Origin of the sequence: Pseudomonas fakonensis (genome assembly GCF_019139895.1) — a bacterium.
GTDB lineage: Bacteria > Pseudomonadota > Gammaproteobacteria > Pseudomonadales > Pseudomonadaceae > Aquipseudomonas > Aquipseudomonas fakonensis.
On record NZ_CP077076.1, the window covers coordinates 6,024,390 to 6,041,222 of the forward strand.

The following is a 16,833-nucleotide window of genomic DNA, read 5'->3' on the forward strand; positions in this document are numbered from 1 at the left end:
TTACACCGTGTGCAGGTACCAGTTGTACTCGAGGTCGGAGATCGACACTTCGAACTCGGCCAGCTCGCTTTCCTTGCAGGCCACGAAGATATCGATGTAGTCCGGGCTGATGTATTGGTTGAGCACTTCGCTGTCATCCAGCGCGCGCAGTGCGTCGCGCAGGTTGTTCGGCAGGCTCTGTTCCAGCTGCTCGTAGGAGTTGCCTTCGATCGGCGCACCCGGCTCGACCTGGTGGGTCAGGCCGTGGTGGATGCCGGCGAGGATTGCCGCAAGCATCAGGTAGGGGTTGGCGTCGGCGCCGGCCACGCGGTGCTCGATGCGCACGTTGTCGCTGCTGTCGGTGGGCACACGCAGGGCCACGGTGCGGTTGTCCAGGCCCCAGCTTGGCGCGTTGGGCACGTAGAACTGCGCACCGAAGCGCCGGTACGAGTTGATGTTCGGGCACAGGAAGGCCATCGACGCCGGCATGGTCTGCAGCACGCCACCGATGGCGTGGCGCAGCGTGTCGCTTTCAAGTGGGTCGTCGCTTGCGAAGATGTTCTTGCCGGTCTTCTTGTCCAGCAAGGAGATGTGCACGTGCAGGCCGTTGCCGGCCTGGCCCGGGTAGGGCTTGGCCATGAAGGTGGTGTCCATTTCATGGTCGTAGGCGACGTTCTTGATCAGCCGCTTGAGCAGGATCGCGTAGTCGCAGGCCTTGAGCGGGTCGGCGACGTGGTGCAGGTTGACCTCGAACTGCGCCGGGGCGCTTTCCTTGACGATGGCGTCGGCCGGCAGGCCTTGCTCCTTGGCCGCTTCGAGCATGTCCTGCAGGCAGTCGGCGTACTCGTCGAGGTCGTCGATCAGGTACACCTGGGTCGACTGCGGACGCTTGCCCGAAATCGGCGAGCGCGGCGGCTGCGGGCGGCCGTTGAGGTTGTCCTGGTCGATCAGGTAGAACTCAAGCTCGAACGCGGCGCAGATATCCAGGCCCAGGGCGTCGAACTTGCTCACCACCTGGCGCAGCACCTCGCGCGGGTCGGCGAAGAACGGCTCGCCTTCAAGCTCGTGCATGGTCATCAGCAACTGCGCGGTGGGGCGTTTCTGCCACGGCTCGTCGGCCAGGCTGCCGGGGATCGGATAGCAGATGCGGTCGGCGTCGCCGATGTCCAGGCCCAGGCCTGTGCTTTCGACGGTGGAGCCGTTGATGTCCAGGGCGAACAGCGAGGCCGGCAGGTTGATGCCCTTCTCGTACACCTTGTGCAGGCTGGCGCGCTCGATGCGCTTGCCACGTACCACCCCGTTCATGTCGGAGATCAGCAGGTCAACGTACTGGGTGTCCGGGTGGGCTTCGAGGAATTCGTTCATTTCGCGGGAAGAACGGGCGCACGGGGAGACCGACGTCATGGCTGTACATCCTTTGATTCGGAGCGGCGATGTGGAGCTGCGGATGACGCCTCGGAAGGCGACGATGGTGCTGCTGTTGTTCTTTTCACTGGCCCATCGTGGGGGGCAAGGCTTGCGACGGAGTGCATTGATTCCCCCGGGCCGTTTCACTATAAAATGGCCCAAACGCAACAGACATTGGCAATTCGGCAAGCAGAGCGTGCACCAATGCAATATCAGATCACCCATGCGGACCTGTCTCTGGTCCTGGCCCTGGAACGCGGCCGCTCACTGGCAAAGGCTGCCGAACTGCTCAAGGTGGACGTTTCCACGGTGTTTCGCTCGATCCGCCGGCTGGAATCGGCGCTGGGCACCGCGCTGTTCGTCAAAAGCCGCAAGGGCTACCTGCCCACCGACACCGCCCAGGCCCTGGCCGAGCAGGCCGAGCGCGCCGAGCAGGCGCTGGACGCTGCGCGCATCGCCCTGACCTGCGGCGAGCAGGTGGTCAGCGGCACCGTGCGCCTGACCTGCACCGAAGCCGTGCTGCACAGTCTGCTACTGCCGGCACTGGCCGAGTTCATGCCCAACTACCCGGCGCTGTCGCTGGAAATGGGCACCTCCAACACCTTCGCCAACCTCAGCCGGCGTGACGCCGACATTGCCCTGCGCCTGACCAACACCCCGCCGGAACACCTGGTGGGCCGCTGCCTGGGCTCCACCAGCTACGTGATCTGCGGCCGCCCGGAGCTGCGCGAACGGCTGGACGCCGCAGCCACCAGCGTGCCGTGGATCGCCCCCGACGACTCCATGCAGGACCACGCCACGGTGGTCTGGCGCAACCAGCAGCACCCCGGGCTGACCCCGCGCTACCAGTGCAGCGGCATGTCGACCATCGCCCAACTGGTGACCACCGGCCTGGGCGTGGCGGCGCTGCCGGACTACATGGTGCATGCCTTGCCGGGCGTCGAGGCGTTGAGCGGGCCGCTGCCGGGCTGCGATACCCAGCTGTGGCTGCTGACCCGGCCCGATTGCCGGGCGTTGCGCTCGGTGCAGACCTTGTTCGAGGAACTGACGCCGCGGTTGCGTGATGCGATGCTGTGAGGTGGTTGTGTTCGCGGGGCAGGAGGCGTTATCGTCAGGCCCAGGTACCAGGCTGTCTGCTACGGCACTTTCGCGGGGCAAGCCCGCTCCCACGGTGAACGCCGGGTGGGGTGCTGACAAAACAGTCCTTCCCTATTGGCTGGTGATTTTTTAAACTATCGAGTCCGCCTGCCCATATAGGGCTGCACGCCCACCGCATTTGCTACTGAGGAAGACCATGGCCCGCGTAACTGTTGAAGACTGCCTGGAACACGTGGATAACCGCTTCGAGCTGGTCATGCTCTCGACCAAGCGCGCTCGCCAGCTGGCGACCGGCGGCAAAGAGCCGCGCGTTGCATGGGAAAACGACAAGCCAACCGTCGTTGCCCTGCGCGAAATCGCCGAAGGTATCGTCACCCCTGAATTCATCGCCGCCGAAGAGATCGTCACCGAAGATCCGGTGTTCGCCGCATTCGAGGACGAGAACAACGAGGCGGTCTGATTCATGCCCGGTCGACGTCGCGCGGCGCAAGGCCCTCTTCTTCTGCAAGAGGTGAACCCATGGCTGGTATAGAAGCCCTCGCCGAACGGCTGTCGACCTATCTGGGCCCGGAACAGGTCAACCTGGTCCGTCGCGCCTACTTCTACGCAGAACAAGCCCACGACGGCCAACGCCGGCGCAGCGGCGAACCCTACGTGACGCACCCGCTGGCGGTCGCCAGCATCCTTGCCGACATGCACATGGACCATCAGAGCCTGATGGCGGCCATGCTGCACGACGTGATCGAAGACACCGGCATCGCCAAGGAAGCCTTGAGCCAGCAGTTCGGCGAAACCGTCGCCGAGCTGGTGGACGGGGTCAGCAAGCTGACCCAGATGAACTTCGAGACCAAGGCCGAGGCGCAAGCGGAAAACTTCCAGAAAATGGCCATGGCCATGGCCCGCGATATCCGCGTGATCCTGGTCAAGCTGGCCGACCGCCTGCACAACATGCGCACCCTGGAAGTGCTGTCCGGCGAGAAACGCCGGCGCATCGCCAAGGAAACCCTCGAAATCTACGCCCCCATCGCCAACCGGCTGGGCATGCACAACGTGCGCGTGGAATTCGAGGACCTGGGCTTCAAGGCCATGCACCCGATGCGCTCGTCGCTGATCCACCGGGCAGTCAAGGCCGCCCGCGGCAACCGCAAGGAGCTGGTGGCCAAGATCGAGACCTCGCTGGCCAACTGCCTGGCCGCCGACGGCATCGAAGGCGAAGTCAGCGGCCGGCAAAAGCACCTCTACGGCATCTACAAGAAGATGCGCGGCAAGCGCCGCGCCTTCACCGAGATCATGGACGTGTACGCCTTCCGCATCGTGGTCGACAAGGTCGACACCTGCTACCGCGTGCTGGGCGCCGTGCACAACCTGTACAAGCCGCTGCCGGGCCGTTTCAAGGACTACATCGCGATCCCCAAGGCCAACGGCTACCAGTCGTTGCACACCACGCTGTTCGGCATGCACGGCGTGCCGATCGAAATCCAGATCCGCACCCGCGAGATGGAAGAGCTGGCCAACAACGGCATCGCCGCGCACTGGCTGTACAAATCCAACGAAGAAGAGCAGCCCAAGGGCAGCCACGCCCGCGCCCGCCAATGGGTCAAGGGCATCCTCGAGCTGCAGCAGCGTGCCGGCAACTCGCTGGAATTCATCGAGAGCGTGAAGATCGACCTGTTCCCCGACGAGGTCTACGTCTTCACCCCCAAAGGCCGGATCATGGAGCTGCCCAAAGGCTCCACCGCGGTCGACTTCGCCTACGCGGTGCACACCGATGTGGGCAACAGTTGCATCGCCTGCCGCATCAACCGCCGCCTGGCGCCGCTGTCCGAGCCGCTGCAAAGCGGCTCCACGGTCGAAATCGTCAGCGCCCCGGGCGCCCGCCCCAACCCGGCCTGGCTCAACTTCGTGGTCACCGGCAAGGCGCGCACGCACATCCGCCACGCCCTCAAGCAGCAGCGCCGCTCCGAGTCCATCAGCCTGGGCGAACGCCTGCTGAACAAGGTGCTCACCGGCTTTGACAGCAGCCTGGAGAAGATCCCCCAGGAGCGCATTCAGCCGATTCTTGCCGAGTACCGCCTGGAGCTGATCGAAGACCTGCTCGAGGACATCGGCCTGGGCAATCGCATGGCCTATGTGGTCGCCCGCCGCCTGCTGTCCGCCGAAGGCGAGCAGTTGCCGGCGCCGGAAGGCCCGCTGGCGATCCGCGGCACCGAAGGCCTGGTCATGAGCTACGCCAAGTGCTGCACACCGATCCCGGGCGATCCGATCGTCGGCCACCTGTCGGCGGGCAAGGGCATGGTCGTGCACCTGGAAGACTGCCGCAACATCAGTGAAATTCGCCACAACCCTGAAAAGTGCCTGCAGCTTTCCTGGGCCAAGGATGTCACCGGCGAGTTCAACGTCGAACTGCGCGTAGAGCTTGAGCACCAGCGCGGCCTGATTGCCCTGCTGGCCAGCAGCGTCAACGCCGCCGACGGCAACATCGAAAAAATCAGCATGGACGAACGCGACGGCCGTATCAGCGTGGTCCAACTGGTGGTCAGCGTGCACGACCGCGTGCACCTGGCCCGCGTGATCAAGAAGCTGCGCACCTTGACCGGCGTGGTCCGCATCACCCGCATGCGTGCGTAGTCCGCCCACCGCAAGGAGTCACTCATGAGCAAGACCGTCATCACCAGCGACAAGGCCCCTGCCGCTATCGGCACCTACTCGCAAGCGATCAAGGCCGGCAACACCGTGTACATGTCGGGCCAGATCCCGCTGGACCCGAAAACCATGGAACTGGTCGAAGGCTTCGAAGCCCAGACCGTGCAGGTTTTCGAGAACCTCAAATCGGTGGCCGAAGCCGCCGGTGGTTCGTTCAAGGACATCGTCAAGCTGAACATCTTCCTCACCGACCTGAGCCACTTCGCCAAGGTCAACGAAGTGATGGGCCGCTACTTCGAGCAGCCATACCCGGCCCGCGCCGCCATTGGCGTAGCCGCACTGCCCAAGGGCGCCCAGGTCGAGATGGACGCCATCCTGGTCCTCGAGTGATGCCCCGGTGACGGGCCCTGCGCCCGTCACCACCCCCTCCCTGCCCCAAGGTTTTCCCCATGCGCCACGCATTGCCCCTCGCGCTGGCAGCCCTGCTTTTGGGCGGCTGCGCCAGCCACAAACCCGAAGATTTCAACGGTACCTGGATCAACCAGGAGGCCATCGACGCTGCCGCCAAAGGCACCAGCCTGCGCCAGGCCCTGGCCGATCACGGCCCGGTGTTCGAGTGGAAAGTCGACGTCAAGAACCAGCAAGCCAGCTTCAGCAACGGCTTTGAAGCCGCCGACGGGCGCCTGAGCGCCAACCAGAACAACTGGCAGGTGGACTTCGAAGGCGGCCAGAGCGAGCAACTCACGCTCGACGGCGACGAGCTGCAGGCCAGCGACCCGTCCGGCCACCAGCAGACCTTCGCCCGTGCCAAGGCCGCCGGCGCCGCGCCGCTGGGCAGCAGCTTCGAGAAGGCGTTGTACCAGGCCTACCTGGGCGGCGACTGGAAGATCGCCGAAGGCCAGGGCAAAGGTGCCACGGTGCACTTTAGCGACACCGGCAGCGTCACCGGCCTGCCTGGCCCGGACCGCTTCGCCCTGTGCCTGGCAGGCGACTGCGCCAGCATGGGCGGCGGCAACGACAGCCTGTGGCTGGAGCGCGACCAGCGCGGTGCGCCGTTCATCTTCAAACGTGATGGCGACAAGCTGACCATCTTCAAAGCGGTGAATACCGCGCAGCCGGATGAAATCCCGCAACTGGCGGCCGGCGCCCAACAGTGGGTGCTGGAGAAGGACTGAAGCTCATCGCGGGGCAAGCCCGCTCCCACGATCTGGCGTGGGAGCGGGCTTGCCCCGCGATAGGGCCGCACGGTTATCCGCGGCCCTGCAATATCGCCGCATACCCCTCTTTGTAACTCGGATACACCGGCGCCCAACCCAACGCCCGCGCCCGGGCGTTGCTGCAGCGCTTGCTGCCGGTGCGCCGCACCCGCTGCTCGTCCGACCACTCGGTAACCCCAAGGTACTCGCGCAGCCAGGCCACCACGTCGGCCAGCGGCGCCGGGTCGTCATCGACACCGATGTAGCAGTCATCCAGCGCCACACCCCGGGCATCGGCCTGCAGCAGATACGCCAGCAGGCTGGCGGCATCTTCGGCGTGGATGCGGTTGCCGTACAGCGGCGGCTGCTCGGCCACCCGGTAGCCCTGGCGCACCTGGCTCAACAGCCACTCGCGCCCCGGGCCGTAGATACCCGTCAGGCGCACGATGCTGGCCGGGATGCCGCTGTGCAGCGCCAGCTGCTCGGCTTCGAGCATCACCTTGCCGGAGTAGCCTTCAGGCGTGGTGGCGGCGGTTTCGTCGATCCACTCGCCATTCTTCTGCGCGAACACGCTGCTGCTGGAGACGAACAAAAGCCTGCGCGGACTCTGTCCGCTGCGCTCAAGCCACCCCAGCACATGCCGCAGGCCGTTGACGTAGGCGGCCTGGTAACCGGCCTCATCGTGCTGGCTGGCAGCAACGCAGTACACCAGGTAGTCGGGCGCCCGCTCGGGCCAGTCGGCCGGGATGCGCCGGTCGGCAAGGTCGGCGGCAACTGGCTGCACGCCCTCGGGCAGGTGCTGCACCGCGCGCCGCAAGCCGCTCACGTGCCAGCCCAGGCCCAGCAACTGGCGGGCCAGACGCCCGCCCACATCCCCACAACCCACGATCAAAGCAGAAACGCCTGACATGCAAATTCTCCTCATTCTGTAGGGGCAGGCTATAGGTTCCAGGCGATCAACGGCTATACCAAGGTCAAAAAAAGCAATCACATTACTTTTGTTAACAAGAATTACTTGCAATAATGGCGGCCTTGTCTGTTCTCGGCCTGTTTCGAGGCCCTGGAGAACTCAACCCATTCTTCTTCATCAGGTCCGGCCAGCATGACACGCATTCAACCTTCCGCTTCGCCAACCCCGTCGCGCGCCTGGCGCGCCATTGCCGCGCTGATGTTCAGCCTGGTGCTGGCCCCCCTGGCCATGGCCGATGAGCCGGCCGCCAACGCCGCAGCCACCCCGGCCGCCGCCAACGCCGCAGCCACCCCGGCCGCCGCCAGCGCTCCGGCAGCACCGGCTGCTGAAGGCCAGACCCCGGCTACCGCACCGGCCGAAGCCGCCGCAGACGCCCAGGCCCCGGCTGGCGAAGACGTGCAGGCGCTGGTCGAAGACACCTCGCTGGGCATGGCCCACGACCTGTCCCCATGGGGCATGTACAAGAACGCCGACATCGTGGTGAAGGCCGTGATGATCGGCCTGGCCATCGCCTCGATCATCACCTGGACCATCTGGATCGCCAAAGGCTTCGAGCTGATGGGCGCCAAGCGTCGCCTGCGTGGTGAAATCGCCGCCCTGAAGAAGTCGGTCACCCTCAAGGAAGCCAGCGAAGTCTCCAACAAGGAAGGCACCCTGGCCCACACCCTGGTGCACGACGCCCTCGAAGAAATGCGCCTGTCGGCCAACGCCCGCGAGAAGGAAGGCATCAAGGAGCGTGTGAGCTTCCGCCTGGAGCGCCTGGTCCACGCCAGCGGCCGCAACATGAGCAGCGGCACCGGCGTACTCGCCACCATCGGTTCCACCGCGCCTTTCGTCGGTTTGTTCGGTACCGTGTGGGGCATCATGAACAGCTTCATCGGCATCGCCAAGACCCAGACCACCAACCTGGCCGTGGTCGCCCCAGGCATCGCCGAAGCCCTGCTGGCCACCGCCCTGGGCCTGGTCGCGGCCATCCCTGCCGTGGTCATCTACAACGTCTTCGCCCGCTCCATCGCCGGCTACAAGGCGCAGGTCTCCGACGCTTCCGCCCAGGTACTGCTGCTGGTCAGCCGTGACCTGGACCATCAAGGTGGCGAGCGCGCTGCCCCGCACATGGTGAAAGTGGGGTAAGCCATGGGCCTGCATCTCAACGAAGGTGGCGACGACCTCGCCGAAAACCACGAAATCAACGTCACGCCCTTCATCGACGTGATGCTGGTGCTGCTGATCATCTTCATGGTCGCAGCCCCGCTGGCCACGGTCGACATCAAGGTCGACCTGCCCGCCTCCACCGCAAAACCTGCGCCTAGGCCGGAAAAACCAGTGTTCGTCAGCGTCAAGGCCGACAAGAAGCTGTACGTCGGCGACGATGAAGTGGCCCAACCCGACCAGCTCGGCGCCCTGCTCGACGCCAAGACCAAGGGTGACAAGGAAACCACCATCTTCTTCCAGGCTGACAAGGGCGTCGACTACGGCGACCTGATGGAAGTGATGAACACCATGCGCGCCGCCGGTTACCTCAAGGTCGGCCTGGTCGGGCTCGAGACGGCAGCCAAGAAATGACGAAAACGCGCTCTAACATGGCGCGCTACGGCACCGCCCTGGCCATCGTGCTGGGCGTGCACGTAGTCGCCGTGGTGCTGACGCTCAACTGGTCGGTGCCCCAGGCCATCGAGCTGCCGCCGGCAGCGATGATGGTCGAGCTGGCACCGCTGCCGGAGCCCGCGCCGCCACCACCGCCGAAAGTCGCACCCAAACCGCCGACGCCGATCGAGGAACCGCCGCTGCCCAAGCTGGTAGAGGCGCCAAAGCCGAAGATCGCCATCCCCAAGCCACCCAAGCCCAAGGCCAAGCCGCAGCCGCCCAAGCCTGAGAAAAAGCCTGAGCCGCCGAAGGATGAACCGCCGGTAGACCAGGATGTGGCCGACACGCCGCCAAGCAACACGCCGCCACAGAAGTCCGCGGCACCGGCGCCGAGCATCGCCTCCAACAGCAATGCCCTGCCCAGCTGGCAGAGCGACCTGCTGCGCCACCTGGCGAAGTACAAGAAGTACCCCGAGGACGCTCGCCGTCGCGGGCTGCAGGGCATTAACCGCCTGCGCTTCGTGGTCGACGCCGAAGGCAAGGTGGTCTCGTACTCGCTGGCCGGTGGTTCAGGCAGCGCTGCGCTGGACCGCGCCACGCTGGAGATGATCCGCCGCGCAGGCACGGTGCCCAAGCCACCGGCCGAGTTGCTGAACAACGGCACCATCGAAGTGGTGGCACCGTTCGTGTACTCGCTGGACCGACGTTGACGTTTTTTGTTTCTGTCACAAAACGGCAAGTCTGATAACGTGCGTCTATCGATTGCAGCCGCTATGCTGGGGCCGCAACTTCATGGACGCACGTTATGACCCTCACCGAACTTCGCTACATCGTCACCCTCGCCCAGGAGCAGCACTTCGGCCACGCCGCCGAACGCTGCCACGTCAGCCAGCCCACGCTGTCGGTCGGCGTGAAGAAGCTCGAGGACGAGCTTGGCGTGCTGATCTTCGAACGCAGCAAGAGCGCCGTTCGTCTGACGCCGGTGGGTGAAAGCATCGTCGCCCAGGCACAGAAGGTGCTCGAGCAGGCCCAGGGCATCCGCGAACTGGCCCAGGCCGGCAAGAACCAACTTACCGCCCCGCTCAAGGTCGGCGCCATCTATACCGTCGGCCCGTACCTGTTCCCGCACCTCATTCCGCAACTGCACCGCGTTGCACCGCAGATGCCGCTGTACATCGAAGAAAACTTCACCCACGTGCTGCGCGAAAAACTGCGCAATGGTGAACTGGACGCGGTGATCATCGCCCTGCCGTTCAACGAAGCCGATGTGCTCACCCTGCCGCTGTATGACGAACCGTTCTGCGCACTGATGCCGGCCGATCACCCATGGACCGCGAAAAAGACCATCGACACCGCCCTGCTCAACGACAAGAGCCTGCTGCTGCTCGGTGAAGGCCACTGCTTCCGCGACCAGGTGCTCGAGGCCTGCCCGACGCTAAACAAGGGCGGCGAAGGTGCCAAGCACACCACGGTGGAGTCCAGCTCGCTGGAAACCATCCGCCACATGGTCGCCTCGGGCCTGGGCGTGTCGATCCTGCCGCTGTCGGCGGTGCACAGCCACCACTACGCCCCGGGCGTGATCGAAGTGCGCCCGCTCACTGCGCCAGCGCCGTTCCGCACCGTGGCCATCGCCTGGCGCGCCAGCTTCCCGCGGCCCAAGGCGATCGAAATCCTCGCCGACTCGATCCGCCTGTGCTCGGTGGCCAAGGCACCCACGGAAGAACCGGCCTGAGTCATGACTGAGCTGTCGAACGTCTCGGTCACCGCGCTCAAGGGCGTTGGCGAAGCCATGGCAGAGAAGCTCGCCAAGGTCGGCCTGGAGAATCTGCAGGATGTGCTGTTCCACCTGCCCCTGCGTTACCAGGACCGCACCCGTGTGGTGCCCATCGGCCAGTTGCGCCCGGGGCAGGATGCGGTGATCGAGGGCGTGGTCAGCGGCGCCGACGTCACCATGGGCAAGCGCCGCAGTCTGGTGGTGCGCCTGGGTGACGGTACCGGCGTGCTGAGCCTGCGCTTCTACCATTTCAGCAATGCGCAAAAAGAAGGCCTCAAGCGCGGCACCCACCTGCGCTGCTACGGCGAGGCCCGCCCTGGCGCCTCGGGGCTTGAGATTTACCACCCCGAATACCGCGCACTCAACGGCGATGAGCCGGCGCCGCCAGTGGAACAAACCCTCACGCCCATCTACCCGAGCACCGAAGGCCTGACGCAACAGCGCCTGCGCCTGTTGTGCCAGCAGAGCCTGGGCATGCTTGGCCCGCGCAGCCTGCCCGACTGGCTGCCCGACGAACTGGCCCGCGATTATCAATTGGCGCCGCTGGACGACGCCATTCGCTACCTGCACAACCCGCCGGCCGACGCCGATGTGGACGAACTTGCCGAAGGCCACCACTGGGCCCAGCACCGCCTGGCCTTCGAAGAGCTGCTGACCCACCAGCTTTCACAGCAGCGCCTGCGCGAAAGCCAGCGCGCCCTGCGTGCGCCGGTGCTGCCCAAGGCCAGCCGCCTGCCGGCGCAGTACCTGGCCAACCTCGGCTTCAGCCCCACCGGCGCCCAGCAGCGCGTCGGCAACGAGATCGCCTACGACCTTGCCCAGCACGAGCCGATGATGCGCCTGGTGCAGGGTGACGTGGGTGCCGGCAAGACCGTGGTCGCCGCCCTGGCCGCGCTGCAGGCGCTGGAGGCCGGCTACCAGGTGGCACTGATGGCGCCCACCGAGATTCTCGCCGAACAGCACTACATCACCTTCAAGCGCTGGCTGGAGCCGCTGGGCATCGAGGTGGCGTGGCTGGCCGGCAAGCTCAAGGGCAAGGCCCGCGCCAGCGCACTGGAACAGATCGCCGGCGGTACGCCGATGGTGGTCGGCACCCATGCGCTGTTCCAGGACGAGGTGCAGTTCAAGCACCTGGCCCTGGCGATCATCGACGAGCAGCACCGCTTCGGCGTGCAGCAGCGCCTGGCGCTGCGCAAGAAAGGCGTGATGGGCCAACTGTGCCCGCACCAGCTGATCATGACCGCCACGCCCATCCCGCGCACACTGGCCATGAGCGCCTACGCCGACCTGGACACCTCGATCCTCGACGAACTGCCCCCCGGGCGCACCCCGGTGAACACCGTGCTGGTGGCCGACAGCCGCCGCTTCGAGGTGGTCGAGCGGGTACGCGCCGCCTGCGCCGAGGGGCGCCAGGCCTACTGGGTGTGCACGCTGATCGAGGAGTCCGAAGAACTCACCTGTCAGGCCGCCGAAAGCACCTTCGAAGAGCTTGGCAGCGCCCTGGGCGAACTGCGCGTGGGGCTGATCCACGGGCGCATGAAGCCTGTTGAAAAAGCCGCGGTGATGGCCGAGTTCAAGGCCGGCAACCTGCAGTTGCTGGTGGCCACTACGGTGATCGAGGTGGGCGTGGACGTACCCAATGCCAGCCTGATGATCATCGAAAACCCCGAGCGCCTGGGCCTGGCCCAGCTGCACCAGCTGCGCGGCCGGGTTGGCCGGGGCAGCGCGGCAAGCCACTGCGTATTGCTGTACCACCCGCCGCTGTCGCAGATCGGCCGCGAGCGGCTGGGCATCATGCGGGAAACCAACGACGGTTTCGTCATCGCCGAAAAGGACCTGGAACTGCGCGGCCCCGGCGAGATGCTCGGGACCCGCCAGACCGGCCTGCTGCAGTTCAAGGTCGCCGACCTGATGCGCGACGCCGACCTGTTGCCGGCCGTGCGTGACGCAGCCCAGGCCCTGCTGGCACGCTGGCCGGACCACGTCAGCCCGCTGCTCGACCGCTGGCTGCGCCACGGCCAGCAATATGGCCAGGTGTGACGCCCGTCCCATTATGGATCCAGCTTGCCGGTCAGGCTGGTTATACTTCGCGTTCAAAAGAATTAGTGGATACAGACCATGACTGAAGTTGCCCTCGACACTGCAACCCCACACGCACCGTCTGTCATCCGGCTGTTGCTCGAAAAACTCGGCGTGGCGTTCGTCGAGGTGCCGGAACACCCTGAGCTGCCAGCCGCCTCGCGGGTGCAGGCGATCCTGCTCGATGACGAGATCGGCGCCCTGATGGTGCTGTTCCCCTACAGCAAGCTGCTGGACCTGAACCGCCTCGAAGAGCTGACCGGGCGCAAGCTCAAGGCCGTGCCCTTGCCGCGCCTCAAGCAGATGCTCGACAAGCACCAGCTCAAGGCCCTGCCGGCGATCCCCGCACTGACCAGCTCGCCGTGCCTGTACGAAGGCAAGCTGCTCGAGGCCGAGTACCTGCTGATCCAGTCCGGTGAAGCCGGGCTGCTGCTGAAGATCCAGCGTGACGACTTCAAGCGCATGCTCGCCAAGGCCAGCGCCGGCGCGTTCGGCCAGCCGGTACGCGACATCCGCCCCAACCTTGACCGACCTGGCGACGACTCCCGCGAAATCACCCTGGCGGTGGAAGCCTTCACCGCCCGGCGCATCCAGAAGCGCCTTGAAGAAACCATCGAAATTCCGCCGCTGGCCGACACCGCGCAAAAGATCATCAAGCTGCGCGTCGACCCCAATGCCAGCATCGATGACATCACCGGCGTGGTCGAAACCGACCCAGCCCTGGCCGCGCAAGTGGTCAGCTGGGCCGCCTCGCCCTACTACGCCTCACCGGGCAAGATCCGCTCGGTGGAAGACGCCATCGTACGCGTGCTGGGCTTTGACCTGGTAATCAACCTGGCCTTGGGCCTGGCCTTGGGCAAGACCCTGAGCCTGCCCAAGGACCACCCGCAACAGGCCACGCCGTACTGGCAGCAGTCGATCTACACCGCTGCGGTGATCGAGGGCCTGACCCGCGCCATGCCGCGTGCCGAGCGTCCTGAAGCCGGCCTGACCTACCTCGCAGGCCTGCTGCACAACTTCGGCTACCTGCTGCTGGCCCACGTGTTCCCGCCGCACTTCTCGCTGATCTGCCGCCACCTGGAAGTCAACCCGCACCTGTGCCACAGCTACGTGGAGCAACACCTGCTGGGCATCAGCCGCGAGCAGATCGGCGCCTGGCTGATGAAGCTGTGGGACATGCCGGACGAGCTGTCCGCTGCGCTGCGCTTCCAGCACGACCCGCATTACGACGGCGAGTTCTCGCAGTTCCCCAATCTGGTGTGCCTGGCCGTGCGCCTGCTGCGCTCGCGGGGCATCGGCTCCGGCCCGCAGGATGAAATCCCGGACGAGCTGCTCGAGCGCCTGGGGCTGACCCGGGACAAGGCCGAAGAAGTGGTGAACAAGGTGCTGGAAGCCGAAGCGCTGCTGCGCGAGCTGGCTTCGCAGTTCCAGGCGCCGCATTGAAGGCCGCAGCATCCCTCTAGGAGCCGGCTTGCCGGCGATGGCGCCCTCAAAGGCAACTGGCCTCATCGCTGGCAAGCCAGCTCCTACAGGGGTCTGCTCAGCCAGCTGATCTCAGGCTTTCTTCTTCGGCTTCAGGTACTTCATCAAGCCCTGGAACCAGATCACCAGCGCCGGGTTGCCCTTGATCTGGATGCTCTTGTCCTGAATACCCTGCATGAACGCCAGCTGCTTGTTGCCCGCCTGCAGGGTGGCAAAGCCGTAGGCGGCATCCTTGAACGCGATGGCGAAAGCCGGCTGCGGGTGCAAGCCGCCTTTGCTGCTGATGCGCTGATCCTTCACCGTGAAATGCCGGGCAACCTTGCCGTCGAGGGTCTGCATCTGGAACACCAGGTCCTTGCCCTGCAGCTGCTGCTGGAACGCCGGGTTCTTGCGGCTGGCCTTGGCCATCAGCAGGCCCATGGCCCAGAGAAGAAAGCGAAACTTCATCAACGCCCCTCGATTTAAAAATGACTGAGGCGCGCAGTTTATCCGCTTATTGGTTTATTTACGCAAGTTAGCCACATTTTCCCGCCACAAACGCAACGGGCGCCTTCAGGCGCCCGTTTGATCAACCGCTAAGGTTGCCGCGTTACTTCTTCTTGGCTGGCTTGGCCGGGGTATTGACGCTGTCACGCAGGTTCTTGCCGGGCTTGAAGGCAACGGTATTGCTGGCCTTGATCTTCACTGGCTGACCGGTTTGCGGGTTCTTGCCGGTGCGCGCGCCGCGGTGGCGTTTTTCGAAGGTGCCGAAACCGACCAGGGTGACGGTGTCCTTGTCGAGCGCGCCGGTGATGCTGTCGAGAATCGCGTTGAGGACCTGGTTGGCCTTTTCCTTGGTCAGATCGGCCTTTTCGGCAATGACTGCGGCGAGTTCTGGTTTACGCATAGTGAAGCCTCTTTGACGGGATTTTTTGTTGTTATGCCGTGCTGCCGGGGGCAGCGTTCAAGGCACCGCAGGCTCTAGGCTGCGGTAGACGCAAGTGAGAATGGCACGCCGTAGGGGGCCGCGCCAGTACCTGGGCGGCCATTGTCGCGGCAAGAACAGGATAAATCCGACAGAACACCGTCTATTTACGCCATCAGCGGCGGCAACTGGCGATTCAGCGCCAGTTTCTCCATCACTGCCGCGCCGGTCAGCGCGTAGCCCAGCAACTGGCCTTCAGCCCCATGGCACAGCACTTTCAGGTCGGCGCCAGCGCCCTCCACCTGCCAGGTGCCTTCAAGCCCTTGCGGCGGTGGCGACACCACCAGTGGGCAGGCCGGGGTTTTCACCGTCACCGGCATCGGCCCGTAGCTGACCGCGGTCGGGGTGCCGGCCAAGGTCTGCGCCAGGGCGCGGGCGCAGGTCATCAGCGGCATCACGTACAGCAGGTTGATACCCTGCACCTCGGCGCAGTCGCCCAAGGCAAAGATATTGGCGTGGGAGGTGCGCAACTGGCGGTCGACCACCACCCCACGGTTGATCTGCAGCCCGGCAGCGGCCGCCAGGTCAGTGCGCGGGCGCAGGCCGATGGCCGAAACCACCAGGTCGCAGGCGATCACGCGGCCATCGGACAGGTGCGCCTGCAGTGCGTCGCCCGCCCGTTGCAGGCGGGTCAACACCGGCCCCAGGTGAAAGCGTACACCCAGCCCTTCCAGGCCAGCCTGCACGGCGGCGGCCGCCGCCGGGTGCAGCAGGGTCGGCATCACCTGCTCGCAGGGCGCCACCACATCGCATTGGAAGCCGCCCAGGGTCATGTCGTTGGCGAACTCGCAGCCGATCAGGCCGGCGCCGAGGATCAGCACCCGCTGCTTGCCCTCGGCTGCAGCGCGAAAGCGCGCGTAGTCCTCAAGGTCGTTGATCGGGAACACCAGGTCGCCGGCATCGCCCTCGATGGGCACCTGCACGGTCTGCGCGCCCCAGGCCAGCACCAGGTCGCGGTACTCGACCGCCTCCTCGCCGATCCACAGGCGTTTGTGGCCCGGGTCGATACCGCTGATGCGGGTGTGGGTGCGGATTTCGGCATTCAGCTGCTCGGCCATGGCGCCGGGCTCGGCCATACACAGGCCGTCGGCGTCCTTGTGCTTGGCAAAGCCGGTCGACAGCATGGGCTTGGAGTACGAGCGGCCGTCGTCGGCGGTAATCAGCAGCAGCGGCGTTTCGCTGTCGAGCTTGCGAAACTCGCGGGCCAGGTTGTAGCCGGCAAGGCCGGTGCCGATGATCACCACAGGGGCCGTCATGTCGTGCTTCCTTCAAGTCAGTACAGGTTGCGATCAGCCGATGGCGATCATTTCGAAGTCGCTCTTGCCCACGCCGCAGTCCGGGCACAGCCAGTCTTCAGGTACATCTTCCCAGCGGGTGCCGGGGGCGATGCCGTCGTCCGGCCAGCCTTCGGCTTCGTCATAGATCAGGCCGCAGACAATGCATTGCCATTTTTTCATCAGGGGGTCCTCGGTCAGGTGTCTTGTCGCAACTGGTGGTCACCGTCCAGTAGGAGCCGGCTTGCCGGCGATTGCGTCAGATCAGGCAACGAGGTTGCAGGTTCCGGCCCTATCGCCGGCAAGCCGGCTCCTACAGGAGATGGCGCACCGCGCAATCTCGTCCAGGCTTTGTACGGCATGCTGGCCGCCGGGGCAATCGT

Annotated in this window: 17 protein-coding genes; 11 read left to right on the forward strand and 6 right to left on the reverse strand. The window is 65.2% G+C overall.

Annotated elements, in window-relative coordinates:
- Entirely contained in the window at nucleotides 1–1,383 is a 1,383-nt protein-coding gene (locus KSS94_RS26585) for a glutamine synthetase family protein (RefSeq protein WP_217840980.1), read from the reverse strand.
- 207 nt (nucleotides 1,384–1,590) lie between these two features.
- Here KSS94_RS26585 and KSS94_RS26590 point away from each other — a divergent pair, with 207 nt between their 5' ends.
- The 5 genes from KSS94_RS26590 to KSS94_RS26610 all read left to right on the forward strand — a co-directional run bounded on the left by KSS94_RS26590 (nucleotide 1,591) and on the right by KSS94_RS26610 (nucleotide 6,302).
- Nucleotides 1,591–2,463 carry a LysR family transcriptional regulator gene (locus KSS94_RS26590; RefSeq protein ID WP_217840981.1) on the forward strand — a complete coding sequence of 291 codons (873 nt, stop codon included), beginning with the start codon at nucleotides 1,591–1,593 and terminating at the stop codon, nucleotides 2,461–2,463.
- 217 nt (nucleotides 2,464–2,680) lie between these two features.
- Nucleotides 2,681–2,944 carry a DNA-directed RNA polymerase subunit omega gene (gene rpoZ / locus KSS94_RS26595; RefSeq protein WP_008091595.1) on the forward strand — a complete coding sequence of 88 codons (264 nt, stop codon included), beginning with the start codon at nucleotides 2,681–2,683 and terminating at the stop codon, nucleotides 2,942–2,944.
- 59 nt (nucleotides 2,945–3,003) lie between these two features.
- Nucleotides 3,004–5,112 (forward strand): bifunctional GTP diphosphokinase/guanosine-3',5'-bis pyrophosphate 3'-pyrophosphohydrolase, encoded by a 2,109-nt coding sequence (gene spoT, locus KSS94_RS26600; RefSeq protein ID WP_217840982.1) that lies wholly within the window; start codon nucleotides 3,004–3,006, stop codon nucleotides 5,110–5,112.
- 24 nt (nucleotides 5,113–5,136) lie between these two features.
- Nucleotides 5,137–5,517 (forward strand): RidA family protein, encoded by a 381-nt coding sequence (locus KSS94_RS26605; protein ID WP_110991989.1) that lies wholly within the window; start codon nucleotides 5,137–5,139, stop codon nucleotides 5,515–5,517.
- Between the two features lie 59 nt (nucleotides 5,518–5,576).
- Nucleotides 5,577–6,302, forward strand: coding sequence for a hypothetical protein (locus KSS94_RS26610; protein WP_217840983.1), 726 nt, complete (start codon nucleotides 5,577–5,579; stop codon nucleotides 6,300–6,302).
- A 73-nt stretch (nucleotides 6,303–6,375) separates the two neighbouring features.
- Here KSS94_RS26610 and KSS94_RS26615 read toward each other — a convergent pair whose 3' ends face one another.
- Nucleotides 6,376–7,233, reverse strand: coding sequence for an NAD-dependent epimerase/dehydratase family protein (locus KSS94_RS26615; protein WP_217840984.1), 858 nt, complete (start codon nucleotides 7,231–7,233; stop codon nucleotides 6,376–6,378).
- Between the two features lie 192 nt (nucleotides 7,234–7,425).
- Here KSS94_RS26615 and exbB point away from each other — a divergent pair, with 192 nt between their 5' ends.
- The 6 genes from exbB to KSS94_RS26645 all read left to right on the forward strand — a co-directional run bounded on the left by exbB (nucleotide 7,426) and on the right by KSS94_RS26645 (nucleotide 14,173).
- Nucleotides 7,426–8,424, forward strand: coding sequence for a tonB-system energizer ExbB (gene exbB, locus KSS94_RS26620; protein WP_217840985.1), 999 nt, complete (start codon nucleotides 7,426–7,428; stop codon nucleotides 8,422–8,424).
- Between the two features lie 3 nt (nucleotides 8,425–8,427).
- Nucleotides 8,428–8,856, forward strand: coding sequence for a TonB system transport protein ExbD (gene exbD, locus KSS94_RS26625; protein ID WP_217840986.1), 429 nt, complete (start codon nucleotides 8,428–8,430; stop codon nucleotides 8,854–8,856).
- Entirely contained in the window at nucleotides 8,853–9,587 is a 735-nt protein-coding gene (locus tag KSS94_RS26630; protein WP_217840987.1) for an energy transducer TonB, read from the forward strand. Before exbD ends, KSS94_RS26630 begins: the two co-directional genes overlap by 4 nt.
- 95 nt (nucleotides 9,588–9,682) lie before the next feature.
- Nucleotides 9,683–10,609 carry a hydrogen peroxide-inducible genes activator gene (locus tag KSS94_RS26635; protein WP_217840988.1) on the forward strand — a complete coding sequence of 309 codons (927 nt, stop codon included), beginning with the start codon at nucleotides 9,683–9,685 and terminating at the stop codon, nucleotides 10,607–10,609.
- A gap of 3 nt (nucleotides 10,610–10,612) precedes the next feature.
- A complete protein-coding gene (gene recG / locus KSS94_RS26640; RefSeq protein ID WP_217840989.1) occupies nucleotides 10,613–12,691 on the forward strand; it encodes an ATP-dependent DNA helicase RecG in 2,079 nt (692 codons plus the stop codon).
- Nucleotides 12,692–12,769: 78 nt separating this feature from the next.
- Nucleotides 12,770–14,173 (forward strand): aminoacyl-tRNA deacylase and HDOD domain-containing protein, encoded by a 1,404-nt coding sequence (locus KSS94_RS26645; RefSeq protein WP_217840990.1) that lies wholly within the window; start codon nucleotides 12,770–12,772, stop codon nucleotides 14,171–14,173.
- 111 nt (nucleotides 14,174–14,284) lie between these two features.
- Here KSS94_RS26645 and KSS94_RS26650 read toward each other — a convergent pair whose 3' ends face one another.
- From KSS94_RS26650 to KSS94_RS26665, 4 genes are all read right to left on the reverse strand, one after another.
- On the reverse strand, nucleotides 14,285–14,659 hold the full coding sequence (locus KSS94_RS26650) for a helicase (RefSeq protein ID WP_217840991.1): 375 nt from the start codon (nucleotides 14,657–14,659) through the stop codon (nucleotides 14,285–14,287).
- Nucleotides 14,660–14,801: 142 nt separating this feature from the next.
- Nucleotides 14,802–15,098 (reverse strand): HU family DNA-binding protein, encoded by a 297-nt coding sequence (locus KSS94_RS26655; RefSeq protein ID WP_054884748.1) that lies wholly within the window; start codon nucleotides 15,096–15,098, stop codon nucleotides 14,802–14,804.
- A 185-nt stretch (nucleotides 15,099–15,283) separates the two neighbouring features.
- Nucleotides 15,284–16,432: an NAD(P)/FAD-dependent oxidoreductase gene (locus tag KSS94_RS26660; RefSeq protein ID WP_217840992.1), complete on the reverse strand. Its 1,149-nt coding sequence runs from the start codon at nucleotides 16,430–16,432 to the stop codon at nucleotides 15,284–15,286.
- Nucleotides 16,433–16,465: 33 nt separating this feature from the next.
- Nucleotides 16,466–16,633 carry a rubredoxin gene (locus KSS94_RS26665; protein ID WP_011536423.1) on the reverse strand — a complete coding sequence of 56 codons (168 nt, stop codon included), beginning with the start codon at nucleotides 16,631–16,633 and terminating at the stop codon, nucleotides 16,466–16,468.
- Nucleotides 16,634–16,833 lie beyond the last annotated feature (200 nt).